Origin of the sequence: Streptomyces sp. NPDC051364 (assembly GCF_040682115.1) — a bacterium.
Classification (GTDB): domain Bacteria; phylum Actinomycetota; class Actinomycetes; order Streptomycetales; family Streptomycetaceae; genus Streptomyces.
Genome location: NZ_JBFBAH010000006.1, coordinates 446,920 through 472,115 on the forward strand (window position 1 = coordinate 446,920; position 25,196 = coordinate 472,115).

At 70.9% G+C, this 25,196-nt stretch carries 27 protein-coding genes; 9 read left to right on the top strand and 18 right to left on the bottom strand.

Annotated elements, in window-relative coordinates; translation table 11 throughout:
- Positions 1–24 precede the first annotated feature (24 nt).
- Positions 25–1,755, bottom strand: a complete 1,731-nt coding sequence (lysS, locus tag AB0M76_RS16840) for a lysine--tRNA ligase (protein WP_365953522.1) — start codon at positions 1,753–1,755, stop codon at positions 25–27.
- Between the two features lie 180 nt (positions 1,756–1,935).
- On the opposite strand from lysS, the gene argS reads away from it, so the two are divergent.
- Positions 1,936–3,726 (top strand): arginine--tRNA ligase, encoded by a 1,791-nt coding sequence (gene argS / locus AB0M76_RS16845; protein WP_365953523.1) that lies wholly within the window; start codon positions 1,936–1,938, stop codon positions 3,724–3,726.
- 353 nt (positions 3,727–4,079) lie between these two features.
- Here the strand turns inward: argS and AB0M76_RS16850 are convergent, their stop codons facing one another.
- Positions 4,080–4,391: a hypothetical protein gene (locus AB0M76_RS16850; protein ID WP_365953524.1), complete on the bottom strand. Its 312-nt coding sequence runs from the start codon at positions 4,389–4,391 to the stop codon at positions 4,080–4,082.
- A gap of 159 nt (positions 4,392–4,550) precedes the next feature.
- Between AB0M76_RS16850 and AB0M76_RS16855 the strand changes: the two genes are divergently transcribed.
- Positions 4,551–4,643 (top strand): DUF397 domain-containing protein, encoded by a 93-nt coding sequence (locus AB0M76_RS16855; RefSeq protein ID WP_365953525.1) that lies wholly within the window; start codon positions 4,551–4,553, stop codon positions 4,641–4,643.
- On the opposite strand, the gene AB0M76_RS16860 is transcribed toward AB0M76_RS16855, so the two are convergent.
- Entirely contained in the window at positions 4,625–4,897 is a 273-nt protein-coding gene (locus tag AB0M76_RS16860) for a DUF1876 domain-containing protein (RefSeq protein ID WP_365953526.1), read from the bottom strand. The two genes, AB0M76_RS16855 and AB0M76_RS16860, sit on opposite strands and share 19 nt — an antisense overlap.
- Before the next feature lie 37 nt (positions 4,898–4,934).
- Here AB0M76_RS16860 and AB0M76_RS16865 point away from each other — a divergent pair, with 37 nt between their 5' ends.
- Both AB0M76_RS16865 and AB0M76_RS16870 read left to right on the top strand, forming a co-directional pair.
- Positions 4,935–5,126 carry a hypothetical protein gene (locus AB0M76_RS16865; RefSeq protein WP_365953527.1) on the top strand — a complete coding sequence of 64 codons (192 nt, stop codon included), beginning with the start codon at positions 4,935–4,937 and terminating at the stop codon, positions 5,124–5,126.
- A 47-nt stretch (positions 5,127–5,173) separates the two neighbouring features.
- Positions 5,174–5,512 (top strand): hypothetical protein, encoded by a 339-nt coding sequence (locus AB0M76_RS16870; protein ID WP_365953528.1) that lies wholly within the window; start codon positions 5,174–5,176, stop codon positions 5,510–5,512.
- A gap of 250 nt (positions 5,513–5,762) precedes the next feature.
- On the opposite strand, the gene hemB is transcribed toward AB0M76_RS16870, so the two are convergent.
- Both hemB and AB0M76_RS16880 read right to left on the bottom strand, forming a co-directional pair.
- The gene (gene hemB / locus AB0M76_RS16875) at positions 5,763–6,764 is read right to left on the bottom strand and encodes a porphobilinogen synthase (RefSeq protein ID WP_266665073.1); all 1,002 of its coding nucleotides are present in this window, start codon (positions 6,762–6,764) and stop codon (positions 5,763–5,765) included.
- A 42-nt stretch (positions 6,765–6,806) separates the two neighbouring features.
- Entirely contained in the window at positions 6,807–7,235 is a 429-nt protein-coding gene (locus tag AB0M76_RS16880; protein ID WP_365953529.1) for an ATP-binding protein, read from the bottom strand.
- Positions 7,236–7,347: 112 nt separating this feature from the next.
- On the opposite strand from AB0M76_RS16880, the gene AB0M76_RS16885 reads away from it, so the two are divergent.
- Both AB0M76_RS16885 and AB0M76_RS16890 read left to right on the top strand, forming a co-directional pair.
- On the top strand, positions 7,348–8,172 hold the full coding sequence (locus AB0M76_RS16885; RefSeq protein ID WP_365953530.1) for a helix-turn-helix transcriptional regulator: 825 nt from the start codon (positions 7,348–7,350) through the stop codon (positions 8,170–8,172).
- On the top strand, positions 8,169–8,414 hold the full coding sequence (locus tag AB0M76_RS16890; protein WP_365953531.1) for a DUF397 domain-containing protein: 246 nt from the start codon (positions 8,169–8,171) through the stop codon (positions 8,412–8,414). The genes AB0M76_RS16885 and AB0M76_RS16890 overlap by 4 nt, the downstream gene beginning before the upstream one ends.
- Before the next feature lie 150 nt (positions 8,415–8,564).
- Here AB0M76_RS16890 and AB0M76_RS16895 read toward each other — a convergent pair whose 3' ends face one another.
- The 5 genes from AB0M76_RS16895 to AB0M76_RS16915 form a co-directional block, all read right to left on the bottom strand.
- Positions 8,565–10,232, bottom strand: coding sequence for a bifunctional uroporphyrinogen-III C-methyltransferase/uroporphyrinogen-III synthase (locus tag AB0M76_RS16895; protein ID WP_266996382.1), 1,668 nt, complete (start codon positions 10,230–10,232; stop codon positions 8,565–8,567).
- Entirely contained in the window at positions 10,229–11,197 is a 969-nt protein-coding gene (gene hemC / locus AB0M76_RS16900; RefSeq protein ID WP_266665078.1) for a hydroxymethylbilane synthase, read from the bottom strand. Before hemC ends, AB0M76_RS16895 begins: the two co-directional genes overlap by 4 nt.
- Positions 11,194–12,945 (bottom strand): glutamyl-tRNA reductase, encoded by a 1,752-nt coding sequence (locus AB0M76_RS16905; protein ID WP_365953532.1) that lies wholly within the window; start codon positions 12,943–12,945, stop codon positions 11,194–11,196. The genes hemC and AB0M76_RS16905 overlap by 4 nt, the downstream gene beginning before the upstream one ends.
- On the bottom strand, positions 12,942–13,796 hold the full coding sequence (locus tag AB0M76_RS16910) for a redox-sensing transcriptional repressor Rex (RefSeq protein ID WP_365953533.1): 855 nt from the start codon (positions 13,794–13,796) through the stop codon (positions 12,942–12,944). Before AB0M76_RS16910 ends, AB0M76_RS16905 begins: the two co-directional genes overlap by 4 nt.
- A gap of 273 nt (positions 13,797–14,069) precedes the next feature.
- The gene (locus AB0M76_RS16915; protein WP_365953534.1) at positions 14,070–14,348 is read right to left on the bottom strand and encodes a glutaredoxin family protein; all 279 of its coding nucleotides are present in this window, start codon (positions 14,346–14,348) and stop codon (positions 14,070–14,072) included.
- A gap of 108 nt (positions 14,349–14,456) precedes the next feature.
- Between AB0M76_RS16915 and AB0M76_RS16920 the strand changes: the two genes are divergently transcribed.
- From AB0M76_RS16920 to AB0M76_RS16930, 3 genes are all read left to right on the top strand, one after another.
- Positions 14,457–15,431, top strand: coding sequence for an HAD-IB family hydrolase (locus AB0M76_RS16920; protein ID WP_365953535.1), 975 nt, complete (start codon positions 14,457–14,459; stop codon positions 15,429–15,431).
- A gap of 409 nt (positions 15,432–15,840) precedes the next feature.
- A complete protein-coding gene (locus tag AB0M76_RS16925; protein WP_266996372.1) occupies positions 15,841–16,650 on the top strand; it encodes an ECF subfamily RNA polymerase sigma factor, BldN family in 810 nt (269 codons plus the stop codon).
- Between the two features lie 304 nt (positions 16,651–16,954).
- A complete protein-coding gene (locus AB0M76_RS16930) occupies positions 16,955–18,157 on the top strand; it encodes a DUF5667 domain-containing protein (RefSeq protein WP_365953536.1) in 1,203 nt (400 codons plus the stop codon).
- A 207-nt stretch (positions 18,158–18,364) separates the two neighbouring features.
- Here the strand turns inward: AB0M76_RS16930 and AB0M76_RS16935 are convergent, their stop codons facing one another.
- The 8 genes from AB0M76_RS16935 to AB0M76_RS16970 form a co-directional block, all read right to left on the bottom strand.
- Positions 18,365–19,357, bottom strand: a complete 993-nt coding sequence (locus AB0M76_RS16935) for a lysophospholipid acyltransferase family protein (RefSeq protein ID WP_365953537.1) — start codon at positions 19,355–19,357, stop codon at positions 18,365–18,367.
- Entirely contained in the window at positions 19,357–20,427 is a 1,071-nt protein-coding gene (locus AB0M76_RS16940) for an NAD-dependent epimerase/dehydratase family protein (RefSeq protein WP_365953538.1), read from the bottom strand. Before AB0M76_RS16940 ends, AB0M76_RS16935 begins: the two co-directional genes overlap by 1 nt.
- Positions 20,428–20,520: 93 nt before the next feature.
- A complete protein-coding gene (locus AB0M76_RS16945) occupies positions 20,521–20,619 on the bottom strand; it encodes an AURKAIP1/COX24 domain-containing protein (protein ID WP_003948845.1) in 99 nt (32 codons plus the stop codon).
- Positions 20,620–20,771: 152 nt separating this feature from the next.
- The gene (locus AB0M76_RS16950; RefSeq protein ID WP_008738568.1) at positions 20,772–20,981 is read right to left on the bottom strand and encodes a helix-turn-helix domain-containing protein; all 210 of its coding nucleotides are present in this window, start codon (positions 20,979–20,981) and stop codon (positions 20,772–20,774) included.
- 113 nt (positions 20,982–21,094) lie between these two features.
- On the bottom strand, positions 21,095–21,925 hold the full coding sequence (locus AB0M76_RS16955) for a phosphatase (protein ID WP_365953539.1): 831 nt from the start codon (positions 21,923–21,925) through the stop codon (positions 21,095–21,097).
- Positions 21,926–22,039: 114 nt separating this feature from the next.
- Entirely contained in the window at positions 22,040–23,209 is a 1,170-nt protein-coding gene (locus tag AB0M76_RS16960; protein WP_365953540.1) for an acetoin utilization protein AcuC, read from the bottom strand.
- Positions 23,160–24,374 carry an MFS transporter gene (locus tag AB0M76_RS16965; protein ID WP_365953541.1) on the bottom strand — a complete coding sequence of 405 codons (1,215 nt, stop codon included), beginning with the start codon at positions 24,372–24,374 and terminating at the stop codon, positions 23,160–23,162. Before AB0M76_RS16965 ends, AB0M76_RS16960 begins: the two co-directional genes overlap by 50 nt.
- Positions 24,375–24,417: 43 nt before the next feature.
- Positions 24,418–25,071, bottom strand: coding sequence for an HAD family hydrolase (locus AB0M76_RS16970; RefSeq protein ID WP_365953542.1), 654 nt, complete (start codon positions 25,069–25,071; stop codon positions 24,418–24,420).
- Positions 25,072–25,196 lie beyond the last annotated feature (125 nt).

Genomic DNA, 25,196 nt, shown 5'->3' on the forward strand with positions numbered 1-25,196 from the left:
GATGCGGGCCCTTCGGCGTCTGCCTCAGGCGGCGAGCAGCTTGCGCACCCGGTCCGCGCCCACGGCGAGGAGCAGCGTGGGCAGGCGCGGCCCGGTCTCCCGGGTCACGAGCAGGCGGTACAGCAGCGCGAAGAACGAACGCTGTGCGACCTTGAGCTCGGGGGTGGGCTTGGCGTCGGGCTCAAGGCCCGCCATCACCTTCGGGACGCCGTAGACGAGCGTGGTGAGCCCGTCGAGCGACCAGTGCGAGTCCAGCCCGTCCACGAGCAGCCGCAGCGACTCGCGGCCCTCGTCGTCCAGCGAGGACAGCAGCTCGGTGTCGGGCTCCTCGCGTACGAGGGTCCGCTGGTCGGCCGGGACCTGGGTGGTGATCCAGTTCTCGGCGCGGTCCAGGCGCGGCCGTACCTCGTCGAGGGAGGTCAGCGGCTGCGACGGGTCCAGGTCGGTCAGGATGCGCAGGGTCTGCTCGTCGTGCCCGGCGGTGATGTCGACGACCGACGCGAGGGTCCGGTACGGGAGCGGGCGCGGGGTGCGCGGCAGCTCGTGCGAGGCGACGCGTACGGCGCGGGTGTGCGCGGCGGCGTCGGCCGGCAGCACGGAGCCGTCGGCGACCTTGGCCTCGAGCTTGTCCCACTCGTCGTAGAGCCGCTGGATCTCCTGGTCGAAGGCGATCTTGAAGGACTGGTTCGGCCTGCGGCGGGCGTACAGCCAGCGCAGGAGCTGCGGCTCCATGATCTTCAGCGCGTCGGCCGGGGTCGGGACCCCGCCCTTCGACGAAGACATCTTGGCCATGCCGCTGATGCCGACGAACGCGTACATCGGTCCGATCGGCTGCTCGCCGCCGAAGATGTGCACGACCTGGCCGCCGACCTGGAACGACGAGCCGGGCGAGGAGTGGTCGACGCCCGAGGGCTCGAAGATCACGCCCTCGAAGGCCCAGCGCATCGGCCAGTCGACCTTCCAGACCAGCTTGCCGCGGTTGAACTCGCTGAGCTTGACGGTCTCGGTGAACTCGTCCTCGGTGCAGACGTAGACCAGCTCGGTCGTCTCGTCGTTGTAGGACGTCACCTTGGTGAAGTCCTTGCCGCACCGGCCGCAGTAGGGCTTGTACGGGAAGTACCCGCCTTCGGCGCTGCTGCCGTCGTCCTCGGCGGCCGCGCCGGAGCCCTCGGCGGCCTCCAGCTCGGCCTCGTCGACCTGCTTCTGCTGGGGCTTCTTGCCGCCCGGCTTCTGCTTCGTGCGGTACTGGTCCAGGACGGCGTCGATGTCGCCGCGGTGCTTCATCGCGAACAGGACCTGCTCGCGGTACGCGCCGGAGGTGTACTGCTCGGTCTGGCTGATCGGGTCGTACTCGACGCCCAGCTCGGCCAGGGCCTCGACCATGGCGGCCTTGAAGTGCTCGGCCCAGGTCGCGTACGCCGATCCGGCCGGGGCCGGGACGGAGGTCAGCGGCATGCCGATGTACTGGCCGTAGGTCTCGGGGTCGACGCCGGGGATGCCGGCCGGCACCTTGCGGTAGCGGTCGTAGTCGTCCCAGGACAGGACGTGCCGGACCTCGATGCCGCGGCGGCGGATCTCGTCGGCGACCAGGTGCGGGGTCATGACCTCGCGGAGGTTGCCCAGGTGGATCGGGCCGGAGGGGGAGAGTCCGGACGCGACGACGACAGGTTTGCCGGGTGCTCGGCGCTCCGCCTCGGCGATGACCTCGTCCGCGAAACGGGAGACCCAGTCGGTCTCGGTGCTGCTCTGAGCCACGACACGTCCTTCTATCTCGAATGCTGGCTTCAGCCATTCTCCCAGACGGAAGCGGACGCTCCGGGGTTGCCTGCGGGCCCCCTTTATCCCGGGCATCGGACGGTCCCCGCGTGGGATACTCGGCACTTGTCGGAACAACCAAGTGCACCTTCAGGCACGACCTCACAGGAACGGCAGCTCATGGCCTCGGTCCCTTCCCTCGCTTCTTCCGTCAATCAGCGCGTCGCGGACGCCCTCGCCTCGGCCCTGCCGGAGGCCGGTGGCGCCGACCCGCTGCTGCGACGAAGCGACCGGGCCGACTTCCAGGCCAACGGCATCCTGGCGCTCGCGAAAAAGGCGAAGGCCAACCCGCGCGAGCTCGCGACGACCGTGGTCGCGTCCATCCCCGCAGGCCCCGATGCCGACCTGATCAGCGAGATCGAGGTCTCGGGCCCCGGCTTCCTCAACATCACGGTCTCCGACCGGGCGATCATCGAGACCCTGGCGGCGCGCGCCGGCGACGACCGGCTCGGTGTCCCGTACGCGGCGAACGCGGGCACGACGGTGGTCGACTACGCGCAGCCGAACGTCGCGAAGGAGATGCACGTCGGCCACCTGCGGTCGGCGGTCATCGGCGCGGCGATGGTCGAGATCCTGGAGTTCACGGGCGAGAAGGTGGTCCGGCGCCACCACATCGGCGACTGGGGCACCCAGTTCGGCATGCTCATCCAGTACCTGATCGAGCACCCGCACGAGCTGGACCACAAGGCCGCGGGCGCGTCGGCGGAGGTCTCCGGCGAGGAGGCCATGTCCAACCTGAACCGCCTGTACAAGGCCTCGCGGGCGCTCTTCGACTCGAACGAGGAGTTCAAGACGCGGGCCCGGGCGCGGGTCGTCGACCTCCAGGCGGGCGAGGCGGAGACCCTCGCGATGTGGCAGCGGTTCGTCGACGAGTCGAAGATCTACTTCTACTCCGTCTTCGACAAGCTCGACATGGACATCCAGGACCCGGACGTCGTCGGCGAGTCCGGCTACAACGACATGCTGGTCGAGACGTGCAAGCTGCTGGAGGAGTCGGGCGTCGCCGTCCGCTCCAACGGCGCGCTGTGCGTGTTCTTCGACGAGTACAAGGGCCCGGACGGCAACCCGACCCCGCTGATCGTCCAGAAGTCGGACGGCGGCTTCGGCTACGCCGCGACCGACCTGTCGGCGATCCGGGACCGCGTCGGCAACCTGAAGGCGAACAGCCTCATCTACGTGGTGGACGCGCGGCAGGCGCTCCACTTCAAGATGGTCTTCGAGACGGCCCGCCGCGCCGGCTGGCTGAACGACGAGGTCAAGGCCGTGCAGCTGGCCTTCGGCACGGTCCTCGGCAAGGACGGCAAGCCGTTCAAGACCCGCGAGGGCGAGACGGTGCGGCTGGTCGACCTGCTGGACGAAGCGGTGGAGCGGGCGACCACCGTGGTCCGGGAGAAGGACAAGGACCGTGGCCTGCTCACCGAGCGGGAGATCGTCGAGAACGGCCTCCAGGTCGGCATCGGCGCGGTCAAGTACGCGGACCTCTCCACCTCCGCCGCGCGCGACTACAAGTTCGACCTGGACCAGATGGTCTCGCTGACCGGTGACACGTCCGTGTACCTCCAGTACGCGTACGCCCGGATCCGGTCCATCCTGCGCAACGCGGGCGACCGTTCCCCGGTGGCCCACCCGGAGCTGGCGCTGGCGCCGGCCGAGCGGGCGCTGGGCCTGCACCTGGACGGCTTCGGCGAGCTGATCGCCGAGGCGGCCGCGGAGCACGCCCCGCACAAGCTGGCCGCGTACCTGTACCAGCTTGCCTCGCTGTACACGACGTTCTACACCGAGTGCCCGGTCGTGAAGCCGGAGCCGGAGCTCGTCGTCGGCGAGAACCGCCTGTTCCTGTGCGACCTGACCGCCCGGACGCTCACGAAGGGCATGTCCCTCCTGGGCATCCGCACGCCCGAGCGTCTCTGACCCCGTTCGCGGGGCGCGCGGCTCCGTACGATCGGCCTTCCCGTCCTGACGGCAGGGGAGGCCGATCGTGAACGGTTCGCAGGGTGTACACCTGGCGCGCGCCGCGCTGAGAGCGCTGACCGGCGCCGGGGCGGCTCCCCGGCACGGTCCGCGCTCGAGGCACGGGTAAATGAACCGAACCTCTGAAGCTAGTGCCGCGTCAGGCAGCGTTCGCCCCGTCGCGACGCCCGGCACGCACTCTCGCCGCACCGGCCGAAAACTCAAGTACGTCCAGTACGAGCGCTTGCGGCCGGCACGCCGAGAGCACGCACCGGACGCCGCTCCTTGACGGGCAAACGTTGCCAGACGCGGCACTAGCAGCGATACCCGTCGGGCACCTGCAACAGCGCCACGAACACCCACACCATCACCGTTGCCCCGGCCAGGCCCCCGAACAACCCGGCCGCCGGGTTCCACCGCCCGACGTACCCGACGAGCACCCCCCACCAGGCTGTCGCGAGCAGTGCCAGCAGCGCCCCGTAGAAGAGGAGGGCGAGGCCGTTGGCCGCCCCATTGACCCCCACGTCGCAGGCCCGCCACGCGGCATTCAGCAGCCCCGCCCCGAGCACCCCCGTGCCCACTCCGGCCGACGGGGCGATCAGGCAGCCCACCTGTCCGCGCGTCATTCGGTGTTCCTGATCCGACACGTGAGCACGTCCCCCAACTGCGCATGTCAGCAAGGCCCGTTCGGCACTCGCACCCCACCCACCTTGCCAGGCCGAAGCCCGCCCACACCCCGGAGACCGGCGACCCGGCCCTGCCACGGCCGTCCCCGCCCTCCTCGGATGCACGTGAGGGACTCGAAAGTCCCTCACGGCCCTTCCCTCGCCCTCACTCCCACCGCGTGGTCGCAGCTCACTCACTGGTTCAGCGGATAGGAGTGCCGGCCCGTCGCCTCATCGATCTCCGAGTGGGCCTTCTGCAACATCTGGGAAGCGAGATCCATGAGCGCGCGAGCGCCGGCGATCTCTTCCCCGACCCGCAGCTGCTCCGGGTCGGAGGGGTGACGCATGGCGTAGCCGTGCGCCCTGATCTCGGAGCCGTCGCCGAGTCTGACCATGGCCGCCGCACTGGTGCGGTGGCCTTCCTCGGTGAACTCGAGCTCCACGTGCCACCCGACGAGTGTGGGCATGGTGCATCACCTCCAGGGGGGTCACCCTGCCTCCAGGGTGCGCCTGGGGGGACGGGAACGCGAGCGGGGACGGGTCGGAGGACGGGGGCTGACCCCCATCCTCTTCTACCAGCACGTCGTCGACAGCCTCGACCCCGTCTGCACCGCCATGGTCACCCTCCGGGGCGCGGGCGCACTCCACCTCAGGGGCCGCAACACCATCCTGGGCGTCAACCCCATCCCGGCCTGAGTACGGGCACTCATGTGCCTCTCCCGCCGGGGCAGTTGACTGATGCCATGGATCAGGACACCTCGCGCGACAAGCGCGCCTTCGTCGCGCCGCTCGTCTCCACCCTGCTGACGCTGCCGATGGCCCTCGTCGCGCTCTTCTTCGCCGGGCTCTCCCCCATGGCCTGCGACTCCTGCGGGGAGGCCGCGAGCGACCGGTTCGACGCCTCGTTCGGCATCGCCTTCCCCGTCTTCGGCACCGGCCTGCTGCTCGTCCTCGTGGTGCTCGTGACCAGTTGGGCGCTCCCCTGGCAGCGCCGGAACTCCGCCCGCCGCATCACGTTCGCCCTGCTCGCCCCGGCGGCCGTCGTCCTCGACTACATCGTGTTCGCCGGGATCATCGACTGACCCTGACCTGAGCAAGCGGGCAAGCGGGCAAGCGGGCAAGCCGGCAAGCCGGCAAGCAAGCTGACGTACTCGGTCCCCGCCCCATGAGGGCTCGACCCGCCCCGCCTACGCTCCCCGCATGGGCAGAGCGCGGCGACCGAAGCCGGGGCAGTGGTGGGCGTGGTGGCGGGTCTGGCGAGCCGGGCCGCCCGCCGGGTCCGAGCGGCACGTGTGGCCGCTGCGCTGACCGGCGGGGGCCCACCGGCAAGGGTCAGCGCGCCTCGCGCAGCCAGCCCGCGACCTCCGTCGCCCAGTACGTCAGGATCGTGTCCGCGCCGGCCCGCTTGATGCCCAGCAGGGTCTCCAGGATGGCCCGGTCGCGCTCGATCCAGCCCTTCTCCGCCGCCGCCTCGATCATCGCGAACTCGCCGCTGATCTGGTACGCGGCCACCGGGACGTCCACGGCCTGCGCGACCCGGTACAGGATGTCCAGGTACGGGCCGGCCGGCTTGACCATGACCATGTCGGCGCCCTCCTCCAGGTCGAGCGCCAGCTCCCGCAGGGACTCCCGGGCGTTCGCCGGGTCCTGCTGGTACGTCTTGCGGTCGCCCTGCAGCGAGGAGGCGACGGCCTCGCGGAACGGGCCGTAGAAGGCCGAGGAGTACTTCGCCGTGTACGCCAGGATCGAGACGTCCTCGTGCCCGGTCTCGTCGAGCGCGTCGCGGATGACGCCGACCTGGCCGTCCATCATGCCGCTCGGTCCGACCACGTGGACGCCCGCGTCGGCCTGGACCTGGGCCATCTCCGCGTACCGCTCCAGCGTCGCGTCGTTGTCGACGCGCCCGTGCTCGTCCAGTACGCCGCAGTGGCCGTGGTCGGTGTACTCGTCCAGGCAGAGGTCGGACATGATCACCAGATCGTCGCCCACCTCCGCCTTCACGTCGCGGATCGCGAGCTGCAGGATCCCGTCCGGCTCCGTGCCCGCCGTGCCCAGCGCGTCCTTGTTCTCGTCCGCCGGAACCCCGAAGAGCATGATCCCCGCGACGCCCGCCTCCACGGCCTCCACCGCGGCCTTGCGCAGCGTGTCCCGCGTGTGCTGGACCACGCCCGGCATCGCCGAGATCGCGAGGGGCTCGCTGATGCCCTCCCGTACGAACGCCGGGAGGATCAGGTCCGAGGGGTGCAGCCGGTTCTCCGCGACCATCCGCCGCATCGCCGGGGTGGTGCGCAGCCGGCGGGGCCGCGAGCCGGGAAAGGATCCGTACGCGCTCATCTTCAGTCGCCTCTTCGAGCCTGGACAGCAGTCGCCTCAAGCCTAGAGCCCGGGCGGCGCGGCCCCCGCAGCCCCCACGGCGAGCTCGCACCACACCACCTTCCCGGGCCTGCGCGGGCCGACCCCCCACCGTTCGGCGAGCGCGGCCACCAGCAGCAGCCCCCGCCCTCCCTCGGCGCCCACGTCCCGGTCCGCCACGCGCGGCCGGCCGCCCCCGCTGTCGGCCACCTCGACCCGGACCAGGCCCTCGAAGAGCACCAGCCGAAGCCGGTAGTAGCGGCCGGGCGGCACGCCGTGCAGCAGGGCGTTGGTCGCCAGCTCGCTCACGCAGAGCAACAGGTCGTCCCGGCGGCATGTGACACCCCACGCGTGAAGTGTCTCCGCCGTGAACTCCCTGGCAGAGCAGATGGATTGGCGGCTGCGGGGGAAGTACCGCTCGCGCAGCAGGGCCGGATGGATTTCCACGTTCACGGGGCGATCGTCGCGGTGCGTGACTAGCGTGGGCGAGACCGGTAACCCGTACTCCCTCAGGAGTACGGGTTGGTACCGGTATCTCTCGTGCGTACTCGGGGAGTTCACAGGCATGCCACCACGCAAGAGGCCCCGGCCCAACGAAACCGCGATGAAGATGGTCGGCGCCCTGGTCGCCGCCGCCCGCGTCGCCAAAGGCATGACGCAGCGCACCTTCGCGGAGGCACTGCACATGGACGTGGAGACCATCGCCTCGATCGAGCAGGGCCGACGGACCCTCATGCCCAACGTCGCCGAGAAGATGGACCGGATCCTCGGCCTGCCGGGTCTGCTGACGGTCGCGTCCAACAAGATGCCGGAGGTCGACATGATCCCGGCCTGGGCGGAGGAGTACATGGAGCGCGAGGCGGAGGCCCTCGCCCTGTCCTGGTACGACACCCTCACCGTGCCGGGTCTGCTCCAGACCGAGAACTACGCCCGGGCGGTGCTCGGCTGCCGCGTCCCCTTCGTCGGCGAGGAGAAGATAGAGCGGCAGACCGCCCACCGCATCCAGCGCCAGAAGATCCTCACCCGCCCGGTCCCCCCGACCCTCAGCTTCATCGTCTGGGAGGCGCCCCTCCGGGACCGCATCGGCGGCGTCGAGATCTACCGGGAGCAACTGCGCCACCTGCGCACCTGCGCCGACCGGCCGACCGTCTCGCTCCAGGTGCTGCCCCTGGGCATCACCGCTCACGCGGGTCTCGACGGCCCGTTCATCCTGCTGGAAACACCCGAGTTCCAGCACCTCGCGTACTCCGAAACGCAGCGCGGCAGCTTCCTCGTTCGCGACCCGAACGAGGTCAGCATCCTCACTCAGAAATATGCGATGCTGCGGTCACAGGCCCTCAACTTCACAGAGACGAAGGACCTGTTGGACCGGCTGCTAGGAGAGACATGAACACCCCCCTGACGTGGTTCAAGTCCAGCTACAGCGGGAGCGAGGGCGGCGCCTGCCTGGAAGTCGCCATCTCCTGGCGGAAGTCCTCCTACAGCGGCGACGAAGGCGGCGCCTGCGTCGAGGTTGCCTCCTGCTCCTGCGCCGACACCGTCCACGTCCGGGACTCCAAGGTCACCGACGGCCCGACGCTCGCCCTCGCCCCCGCCGCCTGGACCGGCCTCACCCGCTGGGTCGCCGCCTAGGCCGCCGCGCCATCCGGGGGTCCGTACGCGTGTCATCGTGCACGAGGACCCCTCGCGATGAAGCACGCCCTCAGCCGGTCCCGCGCCGCACACGCCGCAGGGCCCGGACGCGGCTGCGTCCGGGCCCTGGGATCGGACTCTGCCCGCCGGTCAGGTGGTACGGCGCCTGCGCGCCCCCGGCCGGCGCTCGCTCGGGCGGGACACCGACTCGCCGGCCTCCTTGGCCGCCTCGCGGCGCGCCGCGCCGTACTCGGCCAGGGCCTCCGCCAGCTTGCTCACGCTCGGCTCCGGCGACAGGACGTCGACCCGCAGGCCGTGCTCCTCCGCCGTCTTGGCCGTGGCCGGCCCGATGCAGGCGATGACGGTCACGTTGTGCGGCTTGCCGGCGATGCCGACGAGGTTGCGCACCGTCGAGGACGACGTGAAGAGAACGGCGTCGAAGCCGCCGCCCTTGATCGCCTCGCGCGTGTCCGCCGGCGGCGGCGACGCGCGCACGGTCCGGTAGGCCGTGACGTCGTCGACCTCCCAGCCCAGCTCTATCAGCCCGGCCACCAGGGTCTCGGTGGCGATGTCGGCGCGCGGCAGGAAGACGCGGTCGATCGGGTCGAAGACCGGGTCGTACGGCGGCCAGTCCTCCAGCAGCCCGGCCGCGGACTGCTCGCCGCTCGGCACCAGGTCCGGCTTGACGCCGAACTCGACGAGCGCGGCGGCGGTCTGCTCGCCCACGGCGGCGACCTTGATGCCCGCGAAGGCACGGGCGTCGAGCCCGTACTCCTCGAACTTCTCCCGGACGGCCTTCACCGCGTTCACGCTGGTGAAGGCGATCCACTCGTAGCGGCCCGTCACCAGGCCCTTGACCGCGCGCTCCATCTGCTGCGGGGTGCGCGGCGGCTCCACGGCGATGGTCGGCACCTCGTGCGGCACCGCGCCGTACGAACGCAGCTGGTCGGAGAGCGAAGCGGCCTGCTCCTTGGTACGCGGTACGAGGACCCGCCAGCCGAACAGCGGCTTCGACTCGAACCAGGCCAGCTCCTCGCGCCGCGCGGCGGCGCCGTGCTCACCGACCACGGCTATGACCGGCCGGGCGCCCTCGGGCGACGGGAGCACCTTGCCCTGCTTGAACACCTGGGCGATGGTCCCGAGGGTGGCGTTCCACGTCCGCTGGCGGGTCGTCGTACCGGCGACCGTCACCGTGAGCGGGGTGTCGGGCTTGCGCCCGGCGGACACCAGCTCGGCGGCGGCGCTCGATACGGTCTCCAGCGTCGCGGAGACGACGACGGTGCCATCGCTGGCCCCGACCTCGCTCCAACAGCGCGCGGAGGCGTTGCGCGCGTCCACGAACCGCACATCGGCACCCTGGCCGCCGCGCAGCGGCACACCTGCGTACGCGGGCACGCCGACGGCGGTCGCGACACCGGGCACCACCTCGAAGGGGATGCCGCCGGTGGCGCAGGCGAGCATCTCGTCGGCCGCGTTGCCGTCGAGCCCGGGGTCGCCGGTGACGGCACGAACGACCCGCCTGCCGGAGCGCGCGGCCTCCATGACAAGATTGGCCGCATCCCGGATCACCGGGACACCGGCGGCTGCTGACACTTCGTCAGCAATCGTCAGCTGTGGCGTGTCCACTCCCGCGCGCGCATGCGTGCGTACGACCTCGAGCACCTCGGGCTCCGCGATCAGTACGTCCGCGGCCGCGAGCGCCTCGACGGCGCGGAGCGTCAGCAGACCCGGGTCACCGGGGCCGGCACCGAGGAAGGTGACGTGCCCGTGCGCGGCGACGACCGGAAAAGCGGAGGTGGTTGGACGTGAGGGGTTCAAAGCGATCGCTCCCCCATCAGACCGGCCGCGCCCTTGGCCAGCATCTCGTCCGCGAGTTCGCGGCCGAGCGCCATGGCCTCGTCGTACGACTGGGGCACGGGACCGGTGGTGGACAGCTGCACGAGCGTCGAGCCGTCGAGGGTACCGACGACGCCGCGCAGGCGCATTTCATTGACAACCTGGCCGTCGGCCAGGAGATCGGCGAGCGCACCCACAGGTGCACTGCAGCCGGCCTCCAGGGCGGCGAGCAGGGAACGCTCGGCGGTCACGGCGGCCCGGGTGTGCGGGTCGTCGAGCTCGGCGAGCGAAGCGATGAGCTCCGCGTCGGACGCGAGGCACTCCACGGCCAGGGCGCCCTGGCCGGGAGCGGGCAGCACGTTGTCGACCGACAGGAGGTCGGTCGCCTCGGCGCTGCGGCCGATCCGGTTCAGCCCGGCGGCGGCAAGGACGACGGCATCCAGCTCGCCGTCGCGCACGAAGCCGATCCGGGTGTCGACGTTCCCCCGGATGGCGACGGTCTCGATGCGCTTCCCGAGGGTCCGCGCGTAGTGGTTGAGCTGCGCCATGCGGCGCGGCGACCCGGTACCGATCCGGGCGCCGTCGGGCAGCTGCTCGAAGGTCAGGCCGTCGCGGGCGACGAGCGCGTCGCGCGGGTCCTCGCGCAGCGGCATGGCCGCGATCACGAGCTCCTCGGGCTGCGCGGTCGGCAGGTCCTTCAGCGAGTGGACGGCGAAGTCGACCTCGCCGCGCACCAGCGCGTCGCGGAGCGCGGTGACGAACACGCCGGTGCCGCCGATCTGCGCGAGGTTCTCACGGGACACGTCACCGTAGGTCGTGATCTCCACGAGCTCGACGGGCCGGCCGGTGATCGCCCTTACCGCGTCGGCGACATGGCCGGACTGGGACATGGCCAGCTTGCTGCGCCGCGTGCCGAGCCGGAGAGGCTGGTCGAGACGTGGATTCATGATGCCCGTCCTGAGTCGTCGTTCTTGTCAGCCGTGTCGGCCTGTCCGACCTGTCCGGCCTGGTCGACCTGTCCGGCCTGACCGGCCGCGTCCGCCCGGCTGACGGAGGCCACCGTCTGCGGGTCGAGGTCGAAGAGTTCGCGCAGCGCCTCTGCGTACCCGGCGCCCCCGGGCTCGCTGGCGAGCTGCTTGACGCGCACGGTCGGCGCGTGGAGGAGCTTGTCGACGACGCGGCGCACGGTCTGGGTGACCTCGGCCCGCTGCCGCTCGTCCAAGTCCGGGAGCCGCCCGTCGAGCCGTGCCACTTCCATGGCCACGACCTCGGCGGCCATCGCCCGCAGGGCGACGACGGTCGGCGTGATGTGTGCGGCCCGCTGCGCCGCGCCGAAGGCTGCCACCTCTTCGGCGACGATGCCGCGTACGGCGTCCACGTCGGCCGCCATCGGCGCGTCGGCCGATGCTTCGGCGAGCGATTCGATGTCGACGAGCCGCACGCCCGGGATCCGGTGCACGGCGGCGTCGATGTCGCGCGGCATGGCCAGGTCCAGCAGGGCCAGCCGTACGGGCGCCACGTCGATCTGGCTGCGGGCGCCCTTGCGGGGCTGCCGCTGCGCGGCGGCCTCGCCCTGGTCGGCCCATGTGCCGTGCAGTTCGAGGGAGCTGGCGTCGACTCCGGTGAGTGCGGCCCGCCCGTCGCCGGCCGGCACGTCGACGGGACACCCGTCACGGTCGGCCCCGGGCACGATGGTCCGCGCCACCCCGCCATCGGCGAGCCGCATCCCGGCCTCGGCGGCGGCAACGAGCCGCGCCAGGACCGAATCCAGCCCCGCCGGCGTTTGAGGCGCCGGGGTCTGGGGGCGGAGCCCCCGGGAATCGGGAAGGGGCGGGGAGGGGACGAGCCCCGCAGGGCCCCCCACCACGGCCGCGGCCACGTCCTCCCCGGTCAGCACCAGCCCGGTGGCCCCGGTACAGGACACGACGACGTCGACTCGTGTCAGCTCGGCCGCAACCTCAGCCATCGCCAGCGGCCTGGCCACCACCCCAGTGCCTGAGGCAACCAGAATCTCGACCAAACGGTCCGCCCGCTCTGCGGTGCGGTTCGCGACGACGATCTCGGCGACGCCCACCCGCGCCAGCGTGGCCGCGGCCAGCGAGGACATCGACCCGGCACCGATCACCAGCGCCCGCTTGTCCTTGGCCCACACGTCCACCGGCTCGCGCCCGGCGGTCAGCTGCTCGAGCCCGAAGGTCACCAGCGACTGCCCGGCGCGGTCGATCCCGGTCTCGGAGTGCGCCCGCTTGCCGACGCGCAGCGCCTGCTGGAACAGGTCGTTGATCAGGCGGCCTGCGCTGTGGAGCTCCTGCCCCAGCGCCAGCGCGTCCTTGATCTGCCCGAGGATCTGGCCCTCGCCGATCACCATCGAGTCCAGCCCGCACGCCACCGAGAACAGGTGGTGGACGGCCCGGTCCTCGTAGTGGACGTACAGGTACGGAGTGAGTTCCTCCAGAGCCACCCCACTGTGCTGCGCGAGCAAGGTCGACAGCTCGGCCACACCGGCGTGGAACTTGTCCACGTCCGCGTACAGCTCGATCCGGTTGCACGTGGCGAGCACCGTCGCCTCCGTCGCCGGCTCCGCGGCGAGGGTGTCGTGCACCAGCTTGACCTTGGCGTCGGCCGACAGGGAGGCACGTTCGAGCACGCTCACCGGCGCGCTGCGGTGGCTCAGCCCTACGACGAGCAGACTCATGCCGGCATCACCGCCGGAACGTCGCCCTCGGGGCCGTTCTTGCGTGCGACGGCGGCGGGCCGTCCGGCGGGCGGCTCGACGGCCGCGGCGGGGGCCGCGCCGGAACCGGCGGCGGTCTCGGCGATGTCACCGGACGCGGAGGTATCAGCGGAGGAGGAAGAGGAGGGCGTGGCGTTGGCCGCCGCTTCCTCCCCGGCCTTGCGCTGCTCGTGGAACGCCAGGATCTGCAGCTCGATCGACAGGTCGACCTTGCGCACGTCCACACCGTCCGGCACGGACAGCACGGTCGGCGCGAAGTTCAGGATGGAGGTGACGCCGGCGGCGATCAGGCGCTCGCTGACCTGCTGCGCCGCGCCCGCGGGGGTCGCGATCACGCCGATCGAGACGCCGTTCTCCGAGATGATCTTCTCCAGATCATCGGTGTGCTGCACGGGCATGCCCGCGACCGGCTTGCCGGCCATCGCCGGGTCGGCGTCGATGAGCGCCGCGACGCGGAATCCGCGCGCGGAGAAGCCGCCATAGTTGGCCAGGGCGGCGCCGAGGTTACCGATGCCGACGATGACAACCGGCCAGTCCTGGGTCAGGCCCAGCTCGCGGGAGATCTGGTAGACGAGGTACTCGACGTCGTAGCCGACGCCGCGCGTCCCGTAGGAACCGAGGTACGAGAAGTCTTTGCGCAGCTTCGCGGAGTTGACTCCGGCGGCTGCCGCGAGCTCCTCGGAGGACACCGTGGGCACCGATCGCTCGGAGAGCGCGGTGAGTGCGCGCAAGTACAGCGGAAGCCGGGCGACAGTGGCCTCGGGAATACCTCGGCTGCGGGTCGCCGGTCGGTGAGTTCGGCCAGTTGCCACGATGCTCCTGCGGGATGAGCGGGGCTGCAGGCGGTCACTTGTCCCAAGACCGCCCCGTCGAATGCAGGCTATGTCTTTGTGAACGCGTGCACAAAGATTGTGTCCGCTTTGTCCGAGCAAAGTGACCGGGGTCACGCGGCTCGGGCCTGTAGGACGGGAACCCACAACACGCCGAACCCGTTCAAATCCCGAGGGGTGCAAAGCGGTACACACTCCTCATCGATACGCCCCCGAGACCCCACAAATCGCCCATGATGGTAACCGGCCGGAGGGTCAGCCCTCCAATGCGCGACGCAGCCGGTCCGGGTTCACCCTCCAGAAGGTGTGCTGTTCGCCGTCCACCAGCACCACCGGGATCTGCTCCCAGTGCAGCCGGTAGAGCTCCGCGTCCTGCGAGATGTCCTTCTTCACCCACTGTGCTCCGACTTCCGCGCAGACCTTCTCGATCACCTCTTGGGCGTCATCGCACAGATGGCACCCCGGCTTCCCGATGAGCGTGACCACCCGCTCGCCGGGACGCTTCTTTTCCTTACGACGCAGCAAAGGGCTCATGCCCCCCATTCTCCCGCGCCACCACGTAACACCACGGCACCGAAGAGTTCACGCCCCCGGCACCCCATCGGTTCGGGAACTCCCGAACACAATGGCTATGCTCGCGTCATGGCCGCTCTGGGATGGCTCACCCCCCGTAGGCGCTCCGCCACCGCGCGGAGCGTGCTGGCAGGCGAGGCCTCGGCCGAAGCCGCCCGCAAGACCGCGCAGGCCCTCGAGGCGGAGGCCGGAAGGCCGGCCGACCCCGAGGAGACCGCGGCGCAGGCAGCCGAGGAAGCGGAACCGGCCGAGCCCGAGTTCCCCGTCGCCGGCGACGACCTCGCCGCCGCCTTCTTCGACCTCGACAACACCGTCATGCAGGGCGCCGCGATCTTCCACTTCGGCCGCGGCCTCTACAAGCGGGAGTTCTTCCACCGCCGCGAACTCGCCCGCTTCGCCTGGCAGCAGGCCTGGTTCCGGCTCGCCGGGGTCGAGGACCCCGAGCACATGCAGGACGCCCGCGACAGCGCCCTCTCCATCGTCAAGGGCCACAAGGTCTGCGAACTCATGGCGATCGGCGAGGAGATCTACGACGAGTACATGGCCGAGCGGATCTGGCCGGGCACCCGCGCCCTCGCCCAGGCCCACCTCGACGCCGGCCAGAAGGTCTGGCTCGTCACGGCCGCGCCCGTGGAGACCGCCACGATCATCGCCCGCCGGCTCGGCCTGACCGGTGCGCTCGGCACGGTCGCCGAGTCGGTCGACGGCATCTACACCGGCCGGCTCGTCGGCGAGCCGCTCCACGGACCCGCGAAGGCCGAGGCGGTCCGCGCGCTGGCCGCCGCCGAAGGCCTCGACCTCGAACGCTGCGCGGCGTACTCCGATTCGCACAACGACATTCCGATGCTGTCGCTGGTCGGGCATCCGTACGCGATCAATCCCGACACAAAACTGCGCAAGCATGCCCGGGCACACGACTGGCGGCTGCGCGACTATCGGACCGGCCGCAAGGCCGTGAAGGTCGGCGTCCCGGCCGCCGCCGGCGTCGGCGCGATCGCGGGCGGCGCAGCCGCCGCCATCGCCCTGCACCGCCGCCGCAAGTAGCCGCAGCCGCCCCGCCGCCCGGCCGCAGCCCGGCTTCCGCCTGCGCCGGAGCCGCCCTGCGGCCCGCCGGGGCCTCGCCCCGCGGGCTCTCGGCCCGCTGCGCCGCAGGCATTCCCCCACTTCTACCCCCGCGCCCCGCGCGGCACTCCCACATGCCCGACTCGGTCGCGAGCCAGCGTGGAAGCGTCCATTCCGCGTATTCAACCGATCAAGAATCGATCACCAACTGCGACTGAATATGCCTTCGACACGCAACAGAAGTGTCGGAATCGGTGATTTGAGCAACTGGGTGTAGCGCTGCCTGTACGAAGCGTTATTCTCCTCAAACGCATGCCACCGCCCATCTGTCGCCACGACGGGTGAACGGTTTCGCACTGCACGTGATGGAAGCTCTGCCTCTGGGAGTCCCGTGTACCCACCTGTCGGGGTTGACGCCTCGGGCCTGGCTACGCTGCGCGCAACGGTCCTCGACCACCTGCGCGGCTTCGTCCCCACCGCGTACGCCGTCCCCGCCTTCGCCGCCGCGGTCCCTGCCGGCCTCGGCCCGGCCGGTCCTTGCTATGCCCTGACCGACGGCGGCGCGACGGTGGGCAGACGCGGTCGCACGGGGGGAGGCACCGGCGCCGCCGGTACGAGCGCGCCCGCCGCACGCCGCCCCACCGCGGACAGCGACCAGGCCCGCATGATGGACCTGGTCGAACGCGCCCAGGCCGGCGAGGCCGAGGCCTTCGGCCGGCTGTACGACCAGTACAGCGACACGGTCTACCGCTACATCTACTACCGCGTCGGCGGCAAGGCGACCGCGGAGGATCTCACCAGTGAGACCTTCCTGCGCGCGCTGCGCCGCATCTCCACCTTCACCTGGCAGGGCCGCGACTTCGGCGCCTGGCTCGTCACGATCGCCCGCAACCTGGTCGCGGACCACTTCAAGTCCAGCCGCTTCCGTCTGGAAGTGACCACGGGCGAGATGCTGGACGCGAACGAGGTGGAACGATCCCCCGAGGACTCGGTCCTGGAGTCCCTCTCCAACGCCGCCCTGCTGGAAGCCGTACGCAAGCTCAATCCCCAGCAGCAGGAGTGCGTGACCCTGCGGTTCCTCCAAGGCCTGTCGGTCGCCGAGACCGCCCGGGTGATGGGGAAGAACGAGGGCGCCATCAAGACGCTCCAGTACCGGGCGGTCCGCACCCTGGCCCGCCTGCTCCCGGACGACGCCCGCTGACCTCCGCCCGGCCCCGCACCGCCGCCCGGTGCCTCACCCTGCGACTCCCCCCACACCCCGCAGACCCCCCGCGCCTTCCGACCCTCCTGACAATCCACACAACCGGTGACCCCTCGATGACGCTGTGGTCCGATCATCCTTCGTCCGTAACCCAAGTGCCGCGCCGCTCGTTGTGCGGAATGCAGGCTCCCTGTGGACACGCCTTACCCGAAGCCGCTCACTCGAAAGTGTGGATGTGCTCAAGGAAGGCAACCTTCCGGACACCTAGGGGAGTCGATCGTCATGACGAGAGGAGGTGCCGCCAGTGATCGCGAACGTGACTCCGCACCGGCGGGCGAACGCCTTCGCCCAGGCCCTGGAGGATCGGACCCCATCCGACCTTTCGGAACCGGACCCGGCGGCCGAGCAGTCCGAGGCACCTGCCGAACCTGCCGACCACGACCGGTTGTTGGCCCTGGCGAGCGTGTTCGGCGAAAGAATGCCGCGCCCGGTGCTGGACCCCGAGGTCAAAGTGGTGCAACGAGCCCAGCTCGTTGCCGCCATGGAGGCCATGGTGATGGAAGAGAGGGCCGGGGGCCGTGCCGCCTCGGACCCTCAAGTGCCCGAGCAGCGGACCGGCCGCGGCGCCCACCGGGCGACCTCGCTCCGGAAATTGCGACCCCGCTCCCGCTGGTCCAAGGGCATCGCAGCGGGCGGCCTCACCGTAGGTGTGGCCGCGGGGGCCTTCAGCGGCGTGGCCGCTGCCAGCACGGACGCCCTGCCCGGTGACTCCCTCTACCCGATCAAACGGGGCATGGAGGACCTGAAGCTCGGCATGGCCGGCGAGGACTCGGACCGCGGCGAGCTCTACCTCGACCAGGCCTCCAACCGCCTGTCGGAAGCCCGCAGGCTGATGGAGCGCGGCCGGACGGGCGTACTGGACCACGAGTCGCTCGGCGAGATCCGCCGGGCCCTCGCGGGCATGAAGCACGACGCGGCGGAGGGCCACCGGCTCCTCCAGGCGGCCTACCAACGGGACGGCTCGCTCGGCCCGATCCAGGCGCTGTCGTCGTTCTCCCGCTCGCACCGCGACGCGTGGGGCCGGCTCCGGGAGAAGCTCCCGGCGCAGCTCACCGACGTGGGCGGGGAGGTCGAGTCGGTCTTCCAGGCCATAGACGATGACGTGGCGCCCCTCCAGAGCCTGCTCCCGAAGGCCCCGGAGCAGACCCGCGGCGTCTCCGGTACCCCGGCCAAGCCGAGCGCTCCGGGTGGGCAGCACCAGTCCGCACCGGCGGCGGGCGCGCCATCGGCCAGCCCGACCGCGCCCACGACCACCGGCGCCAAGCCTTCACCGGCTCCCGGCGGCGGCCTCCTGGGCGGCACGGGCGACCTCCTGCAACCGCCCGCGGGTCAGAACACCCCAGGGGCATCGTCCTCCCCGGAGCACGTACAGCCGGACATCACCCTGCCGCCCCTGCTCCCAGGCCTCCTGCCGGGCCTGGGCCTGAAGGCGGAGGACTCCAAGTAGGACCCGGAACGGCCGCAGGCCCTCACCCCCGAACGGGGTGAGGGCCTGCACCATGAAACGAACTCAGAAGAACACGGACCGCCGCTGCACCAGCAGCTTGGCCCCTCCGCCTGCCGGCCACGCACCGCTCCGCGGGCTTCGGCCGACTGCGCCGGACTCCGTCCGCCGGCTACGCCCGGGCGGCATCACGCCCGCAGCTCAACCCACTCAGAAGAACACGGACCGCCGCTGCACCAGCAGCTTGTACAGCGTGTGCTGGATCTGCTCGCGGACCTCGTCCGTCAGGTTGAACATCAGCATCGGGTCCTCCGCCGCCTCCGGCGGATACGCGTCCGTCGCGATCGGCTCGCCGAACTGGATCGTCCACTTCGTCGGCAGCGGCACCGCGCCCAGCGGCCCCAGCCACGGGAACGTCGGCGTGATCGGGAAGTACGGAACCCCCAGCAGCCGCGCCAGCGTCTTCGCGTTGCCGACCATCGGGTAGATCTCCTCCGCCCCCACGATCGAGCACGGCACGATCGGCGTCCCCGCCCGCAGCGCCGTCGACACGAACCCGCCCCGCCCGAACCGCTGGAGCTTGTACCGGTCTCCGAACGGCTTCCCTATCCCCTTGAAGCCCTCCGGCATCACCCCGACCAGTTCCCCCGCCTCGAGCAGCCGCTGCGCGTCCTCCGAGCACGCCAGCGTGTGCCCGGCCTTGCGCGCCAGCTCGTTCACCACCGGCAGCATGAACACCAGGTCCGCCGCCAGCAGCCGAAGGTGCCGCTGCGCCGGGTGGTGGTCGTGGACCGCCACCTGCATCATCAGCCCGTCCAGCGGCAGCGTCCCGGAGTGGTTCGCCACGATCAGCGCCCCGCCCTCGGCCGGGATGTTCTCGATGCCCTTGACCTCGACCCGGAAGTACTTGTCGAACAGCGGCCGCATCAGGGACATCAGGACCTGGTCCGTCAGCTCCTTGTCGTAGCCGAACTCGTCGACCTCGTAGTCCCCGGTGACCCGCCGCCGCAGGAACGCCAGCCCGCCGGCGATCCGCCGGTCCCATGCGGCGCCGCCGGACTTCACGGGAGCGGACTCCGGCACGGCCGCCTCCGCGGCCTCGGCCACCGGCTCCGGCGCGGGCACCGCCCGTACTCTCCGGGTCCCGGCGCCCCGCCGGCGGGGCCGGTCCTCGTCGAACGGAATGACCTTGGCGTCCGCCACTATCGCTGCGCTCCCTCTTCGGATCCGGCAACCCCGACGTTCACGTTCAACATTCCGGCAACCCGGTCCACGGCCTGCCCCGCGCGCTCCGGCGGCAGCAGCCCGTTCCCCCGGCTGCGCGCGAAATCGGCGAAGGTCTCGGCGGTCGTGTACATAGGCTTGAATCCCAGCACCTCCCGCATCTGGGACGTCTCCACGACCCGCCCGTGCGTGAGGAGTCTGATCTGCTCCGGCGAGAAATCGGTGACCCCCACCGCCCGCAGCACCGACCCCACCCACGTCACCGCGGGCAGCAGCAGCGGCACCGTCGGCCGCCCCAGCCGCCGGGCGCACTGCGACAGCAGCAGCACCCCGTCACCCGCGATGTTGAAGGTCCCGCTGTTCAGCGTCCCGCGCTGGGGCTCCGCCGCCGCCAGCCGCAGCACGTCCAGCACGTCGTCCTCGTGGACGAACTGCAGCCGCGGGTCGTACCCCAGCACCGTCGGCATCACGGACATCGAGAAGTACTCGGCGAGCGAGGAATCCGCGTACGGCCCCAGGATGTTCGCGAACCGCAGCACGCACACCGCCACGTCGGGCCGCCTGCGCGCGAAGCCCCGTACGTACGACTCGACCTCGACGGCGTCCTTGGCGAAGCCTGCCGCCGGCAGCGACTTGGGGTGCGTGGTCTCCGTGAAAACGGCCGGATCCCGCGAGGCGCCCCCGTACACGCTCGTACTGGACTTCACCACCAGCCGCCGTACCGTCGGCGACTTCTGGCAGGCCCCCAGCAGCTGCATCGTCCCGATGACGTTGGTCTCCTTGACGGCGCTCCCCGTGCCGCCCGGCCCTGCTCCGCTCCCGGTCACGGCGAGATGGACCACCGTGTCCACGGCGTGCTCGGCGAGCACCCGGGCGATGGACGACTGCCGGATGTCCGTACGGACGAACTCCGCCGAGCCCAGCCGGTGCGGCGGCGCGACCGCGTCGACCGCGATGACCCGCTCGACCTCAGGATCACGCTGGACCCGCCGCACGAAGCGGCCCCCCAGCTGCCGGGCTGCCCCGGTAACGAGCACGACCTTCCCCACGAGCTCAGCGCCTTCCTCGTCGTCCCCGGCTACACCGCAGCCCCTCCACCAAAGAATGGTGGAGGGGCTGCGGAGAACACGTACAGCTGCCGTTTACTTCTTGTTACGGCGCTGGACGCGGGTGCGCTTGAGCAGCTTGCGGTGCTTCTTCTTAGCCATCCGCTTACGCCGCTTCTTGATAACAGAGCCCACGACTACCCTCGCTCACTTCTCGGAACATCCCCGCGTCAGCGGGGAACGGTGCGGGGCGTCTGGGCCCACACGACCTACGTCGGCCTAGCCTACCCGTCCGAGCTCTTAGCCTGTAATCCGAGGGGTTCGGAGAGTTCGCCGGAGCTTCAGTCTCAGGCCGACTCCACCCCCACATAGGACTCTCGGAGGTACTCGTGAACCGCGTTCTCGGGGACCCGGAAGGACCGGCCCACCCGGATTGCGGGCAGATGACCGTTGTGCACCAGGCGGTACACGGTCATCTTCGACACTCGCATCACCGAGGCGACCTCCGCCACGGTCAGGAACTGAACCTCACTGAGAGGCCTCTCGCCAGCAGCCATGACACACCTTGACCTTCCGCGCATGACGGGCACCGGCTTCCCCTCCGGTTACTCCTCGTCGTCGCACGCTCACTCCCAGAGTAGGGGCGTGTGATACGAGTGGGGAAGAGGAGCTACGGCCACTCCTGCGCACCCGGCAGACTCGCCCGATCGAGTAGATACCGAATGAGCGGTCTGTAGTAGTCCGCGCGCACCGCGTCATCAAGCGGAACAGCCACCGCCACCCGCCCCTCCGCCTCGCCGACGAACAGCGCCGGGTCGTCCGTATCCGCCAGCCCGATCGCCTCCACACCGAGCTGACCTGCGCCGCAGACCCACCCGTGATCACCCACCACCAATTCCGGCAACGGCCCGCCGGCCTCCGCGAGCGCCCCGAGCGCGATCCGAACCGGCAGGGGTGAATGGCTGTGCACGCCGGTTGCACTCCCCGGCGGCCGCGCGCCGGGTTCCCGCACCAACGCGACTCCCCGTACGTAATCGATGCTGTGCCTGCGTACGCCGAACCGGGTCGCCATGTCGACACCCGCCCCCTGCGCCGGAGTGAGCACAACACATCCCACCGCCGACAGGGCCCGCGCCAAACTGGCGTAGAACCCCAGGAGACGGTGCGGATGTCCCGTCCCGAACAACACCGGCGACCGCGCCCCGGCCGCCTCGCGCAGCCGCTCCGCGAACGCCTCCAACGCCGCCAGCGTCAGCTCCGGATCGATCACGTCCGGCCCGCTGACGTGCGCAGGATCCGCCGAGACCCCGCACTTGTCCGCCATCAGCCTCAGCAGGTCACCCTCGCCCCAGCCCCACTCCGGTTCCAGCCCCAGCAGCACCCGCGGATCCCGCGCCGCGAACAGCCGGTAACTGCGCAGGCTCTCCTCCCGCGAGGTGGCGACGGGCCCGGCCAACCGGGCGGCCAGCAGATGCGCACGCAGCGCGCCGGTGCTCAACACCCTCCGATGCTGCCGCACCCGACCTGGCGGATCATCAATTCCGGCGAACAGCCCCACACTTGGCGTAACACCTGGCGTAACGACGCATCACCGCTCCCAGGCCTTCCAGCCGCTTTACGTGAGCAGGCCACGCAACGGGAACACCGCCCGCCGGGTCGCCAGAACGGCCTGATCGATCCGGTCGGCCGGATCGTAGCCAGCCTCCCAGTCCCGCCACGCGACCGCCCGCCCGTCCGTCATCCGGGCCGGCGCCGGCTGCCGCGTCCGCGCGTACACCTCGTCCCGCCACGCCTCCGGCACCGCCGACTCCGGATCGACCGGATGGTGCGCCGCGATGCCCACCAGATGCGTCCACGACCGCGGTACGACGTCCACGACCGCGTACCCGCCGCCGCCCAGCGCCAGCCAACGGCCCCCCGCATGCTCGTGCGCGAGCCGGTGACACGCCTCCTGCACCGCCCGCTGCGCATCCAGCGACACCGCGAGATGCGCCAGGGGGTCCTCGAAATGCGTGTCCGCCCCGTGCTGGGTCACCAGCACCTGTGGCCGGAAGTCCTCCAGCAGCTCGGGCACCGTCGCATGGAAGGCCCGAAGCCACCCCTCGTCCCCGGTCCCGGCGGGCAGCGCCACATTCACCGCCGAGCCCGCCGCGGCCGGCCCGCCCGTCTCCTCCGGCCAGCCGGTCTGCGGGAACAGCGTCCGCGGATGCTCGTGCAGCGAGACCGTCAGCACCCGCGGGTCGTCCCAGAACGCCGCCTGGACCCCGTCCCCGTGGTGCACGTCCACATCCACGTACGCGACCCGCTCGGCCCCCAGCTCCAGCAGCCGCGCAATCGCCAGCGCCGCGTCGTTGTACACGCAGAACCCGGCGGCCCCACCCGGCATCGCATGGTGCAGCCCGCCCGCGAAGTTCACCGCGTGCTCGGCCTCTCCGTGCCAGACCGCCTCCGCGGCCGCCACCGACTGGCCCGCGATCAGCGCCGACGCCTCGTGCATCCCGTGGAAGGCCGGATCGTCCATCGTCCCCAGCCCGTACGACCCGTCGGCCACCTCCGGATCCGCGGACACCACGCGCACCGCGGCCACGTAGTCCTCCCGGTGGACCAGCCGCAGCGTGGAGTCCCCCGCCGCGCGGGCCGCCCGTACCTCCATCTCCCGGTCCAGCCCGAAGGCACGCACCAGGCCCATGGTCAGCGCCAGGCGCACCGGGTCCATCGGATGGCTCGGTCCGAAGTCATACCTCGTTACCGCCTCGTCCCACATCAACAACCCGCGGCCGCTCATGCCCGACACCGTATCGGGCGCCCTCCGAGCCGAACGAACGGGCGTGGAAGAGTGTCACCAGCACCAGCGCCATCGGCACGAGCATCGCGCCCCGGTAGCTCCAGGCGTCCCCGATCCCGCCGACGAGCGGCGATCCGATCAGGAAGCCGACGTAGTTGAAGATGTTCAGCCGCGCGATGGCCGTATCGGAAGCCCCCGGGAAGAGGCGCCCCGCGGCCGCGAAGGTCTGCGGCACGATCACGCACAGCCCGATCCCCAGCAGCGTGAACCCGAGCATCCCCGCCCACGCCCCGGGCGCCGCCGCCACCACCGCGAACCCGGCGGCCGCGACCAGCGTCCCGATCCGTACGACGGTCACCGCCCCGAAGCGCCGCACACCCAGGTCCCCGACGGCCCGCCCGATCAGCGTGGTCACCATGTACACGTTGTACGGGACCGTCGCCAGCTGCTCCGAGCTCCCCAGCACGTCCTGGAGGTACTTGGCGCTCCAGTTCGAGACGGTCGAGTCCCCGATGTACGCACACGCCATCACCAGGCACAGCGGCAGCAGCAGCTTGAACCCGCCGGCCCCCAGCCCCTTATCCGGGACTTCCCCCTCGCCGCTCCGGCCGACGTAGAACCGGCTCCCGTAGAAGGCGAGCGGCAGCAGCACCACCACCGCCGGCAGGTACGAGGAGAACAGCGACAGATGCCAGTGCGCCCCGGCCCAGGCCGCGGACGCCCCGACGATCCCGCCGAGGCTGTACGCGGCGTGGAAGCCGAGCATGATGCTGCGCCCGTACGCCCGCTGCAGGCTGACCCCGAGCATGTTCATCGAGGCGTCCAGCGCGCCGACGGACAGCCCGAACGCCCCCAGGGCCACCGCCACATGCCACATCGTGCTGCCGGCCCCGACCCCCAGCAGGGAGAGCAGGACCAGCGGCTGCGCCCACCGCAGTACGGCGGCGGGCCCGACCCGCTTCACGAGGTGCTCGGTGGCGACGCTGGAGACCCCGGCGAGAACCGGCACGGCGGCGAGGAATGCCGGCAGCAGCCCGTCGGATATCCCGTACCGGTCCTGGATGGCGGGGATCCGCGTCACGAGGAGGGCGAAGGTCACGCCCTGCACGAAGAAGCTGAACCCCAGGGAGCCCCGGCCCCGGCGCAGCCGTACGTCTTCTGTCATGGCGGCACAGCGTAGGCCCGTGGGCTACCCGTGGGTAGAGAGATCACACAGGCAGTTCCAGAAGCCCCGTCAGCTCCTTCATCTCCCCGAAGAAACCGGTGGCCCCGGCCAGCCGCTCGGCAGGCATCATCCCGGTGAACCCGTACACGTCCATCCCGGCGGCGACGGCGGCCTGCACCCCGAGCGGGCTGTCCTCGATCACCACGCACCGCGACGGCTCGACGCCCATGGCCCGGGCCGCGTGCAGGAACAGATCGGGAGCGGGCTTCCCCTTGCCCACGTCCTGCGAGCTGAAGATCCACTCCTCTTCGAACCACCCGTCGAGCCCGGCCGCCCGGTGCCCGACCCGGATCCGCTCGTGGCTCCCGGAGGAGGCCAGGCAGTACGGCACCCCGTGGGCGGTCAGCGCTCCAAGTACGTCCACCACGCCGGCGACGGGCGTCAACTCCCGCTCGAACGCGGCGAACGTCCGCGCGTGCAGGGTCGCATCGAACGCGGCGGGCAGCCGCTCCCCGGTCCGCTCGAGTACGAGATCGTGCACTCGGTGCACGGCAGCACCCATGTAGTCGCGGATCGAGTCCTCGTACGAGGTGGGGTGCCCCAGCTCGGTCAGGTACCCGGCGAGGATGCTGTTGGCGACCGGCTCGCTGTCCACCAGCACGCCGTCGTTGTCGAAGATGACGAGGTCGTAGCCCATGACCCCGACCCTATGCAAAAGATGCCCGTAAACGCAGAAAAGCCCCGTACCGGATACCCGGTACGGGGCTTTCTACAATGATTGTTCGGCGGCGTCCTACTCTCCCACAGGGTCCCCCCTGCAGT

What these genes read in the sequence shown, in the direction of transcription:
- AB0M76_RS16885 (WP_365953530.1), top strand. Translation starts at nt 7,348, where the DNA reads ATGCCACCACGCAAGAGGCCCCGGCCCAACGAAACCGCGATGAAGATG.
- AB0M76_RS16915 (WP_365953534.1), bottom strand. Translation starts at nt 14,348, where the DNA reads ATGAGCCCTTTGCTGCGTCGTAAGGAAAAGAAGCGTCCCGGCGAGCGG.
- AB0M76_RS16920 (WP_365953535.1), top strand. Translation starts at nt 14,457, where the DNA reads ATGGCCGCTCTGGGATGGCTCACCCCCCGTAGGCGCTCCGCCACCGCG.
- hemC (WP_266665078.1), bottom strand. Translation starts at nt 11,197, where the DNA reads ATGAATCCACGTCTCGACCAGCCTCTCCGGCTCGGCACGCGGCGCAGC.
- AB0M76_RS16965 (WP_365953541.1), bottom strand. Translation starts at nt 24,374, where the DNA reads ATGACAGAAGACGTACGGCTGCGCCGGGGCCGGGGCTCCCTGGGGTTC.
- AB0M76_RS16950 (WP_008738568.1), bottom strand. Translation starts at nt 20,981, where the DNA reads ATGGCTGCTGGCGAGAGGCCTCTCAGTGAGGTTCAGTTCCTGACCGTG.
- AB0M76_RS16860 (WP_365953526.1), bottom strand. Translation starts at nt 4,897, where the DNA reads ATGCCCACACTCGTCGGGTGGCACGTGGAGCTCGAGTTCACCGAGGAA.
- AB0M76_RS16855 (WP_365953525.1), top strand. Translation starts at nt 4,551, where the DNA reads ATGCACGTGAGGGACTCGAAAGTCCCTCACGGCCCTTCCCTCGCCCTC.
- argS (WP_365953523.1), top strand. Translation starts at nt 1,936, where the DNA reads ATGGCCTCGGTCCCTTCCCTCGCTTCTTCCGTCAATCAGCGCGTCGCG.
- AB0M76_RS16870 (WP_365953528.1), top strand. Translation starts at nt 5,174, where the DNA reads ATGGATCAGGACACCTCGCGCGACAAGCGCGCCTTCGTCGCGCCGCTC.
- AB0M76_RS16970 (WP_365953542.1), bottom strand. Translation starts at nt 25,071, where the DNA reads ATGGGCTACGACCTCGTCATCTTCGACAACGACGGCGTGCTGGTGGAC.
- AB0M76_RS16890 (WP_365953531.1), top strand. Translation starts at nt 8,169, where the DNA reads ATGAACACCCCCCTGACGTGGTTCAAGTCCAGCTACAGCGGGAGCGAG.
- AB0M76_RS16960 (WP_365953540.1), bottom strand. Translation starts at nt 23,209, where the DNA reads ATGAGCGGCCGCGGGTTGTTGATGTGGGACGAGGCGGTAACGAGGTAT.
- hemB (WP_266665073.1), bottom strand. Translation starts at nt 6,764, where the DNA reads ATGAGCGCGTACGGATCCTTTCCCGGCTCGCGGCCCCGCCGGCTGCGC.
- AB0M76_RS16905 (WP_365953532.1), bottom strand. Translation starts at nt 12,945, where the DNA reads ATGAGTCTGCTCGTCGTAGGGCTGAGCCACCGCAGCGCGCCGGTGAGC.
- AB0M76_RS16850 (WP_365953524.1), bottom strand. Translation starts at nt 4,391, where the DNA reads ATGACGCGCGGACAGGTGGGCTGCCTGATCGCCCCGTCGGCCGGAGTG.